This is a genomic window from Nguyenibacter vanlangensis (genome assembly GCF_013376155.1).
Taxonomy (GTDB): domain Bacteria; phylum Pseudomonadota; class Alphaproteobacteria; order Acetobacterales; family Acetobacteraceae; genus Gluconacetobacter; species Gluconacetobacter vanlangensis.
Map to the genome: position 1 here is coordinate 1 of NZ_JABXXP010000847.1, position 1,106 is coordinate 1,106.

2 protein-coding genes are annotated in these 1,106 nt (G+C 72.1%); both read right to left on the reverse strand.

What is annotated here, in order from left to right:
* The coding region (locus tag HUK84_RS19590) for an FUSC family protein (protein ID WP_176641701.1) at positions 1 to 755 on the reverse strand (755 nt) is incomplete at its 3' end.
* A gap of 4 nt (positions 756 to 759) precedes the next feature.
* Positions 760 to 1,106: PDZ domain-containing protein (locus HUK84_RS19595; protein WP_176641702.1), on the reverse strand; the 347-nt coding region annotated here is incomplete at its 5' end.

Genomic DNA, 1,106 nt, shown 5'->3' on the forward strand with positions numbered 1-1,106 from the left:
CCCCGCAGGCGGCGCAGCAGGGCGGGCAGTCCGTCCAGCAGCGGATCGCCGCGGCGGCGCAGGAAGCCCAGCCCCTCGACCTGGGCCTCGGCCACCGCGCCGTAGATTTCCTGCAGATGCGTCCGAAAGGCCTCGTCCGCCGACTCGATCGCATCATGGTCCAGGGTGCCCCGCAGGGCCTGGTCCAGCAGGTCGGCGATGTCGCCGACCAGGCGTGCCGCGCTGCGCAGCACGTCCCGCCTGGCTTCGTCATGCAACACAAGGAACGAGACCGCAAGCGAGGTGATCACCCCGATCATGATCGAGGCGATGCGGTCGAGCGGCCGCAGGAAGGGGCTGCCGTGCGCGGGGAACAGCAGCACGATCATCAAGGTTACCGCCGCGAAGCGCAGCGCGGGGCGTATCGCGGCCAGGACGGCCAGCGGCGTCAGCACCAGCCAGAACACCAGCCAGGGGGGCAGCGGCGTGCCCAGGATCAGCACGATGGCGAAGACCCCCGCCCCGGCCCCCAGCAGCGTGCCCACCACCTGGTCGCGCCCGGTGGTCAGGGTCTGGGTGATGCGGCTCTGGGTCACGATGACCGAGGTGATGACCGACCAGACCGGCTCGTGCAGATGCACCGCCCGGGCCAGCAGGTCGGACAGCAGCACCGAGACCAGCAGCCGCACCGCCTGGCGCAGGTCGGGGCCCCGCGGATGCTGGGCCCGCCGGAACGCCGCCCACCAGCCGGCCGGGGCGGCTGAGGACGACGTCATGACCCTATTTCCCGTCGGCTCCGTCCAGCGGGAACGGGACCCAGCGCATTCCGTCGGCATTCTGCACGAGGAACAGCACCGAGCGCCTGTGCTGCGCCCGCGCCGCGTCCAGCAGGCGCCGCACGTCGGCCGGCGTGGACACGTCGGATTGCTGGACCTCGGTGATCACGTCGCCGGGGCGCAGGCCCCTGTCGGCCGCCGGTCCGTCCTGGGCCACCTGGGTCACGACCACGCCCTTCTGGCCCTCGGTCAGGTTGTATTTCTGGCGCGCCACGTCATCGATCGCCGCCACGGTGAAGCCCAGCCCGTCCAGCGGGACGCTGCCCTGCGGCCTGGCCGCCGGCTTCTTCG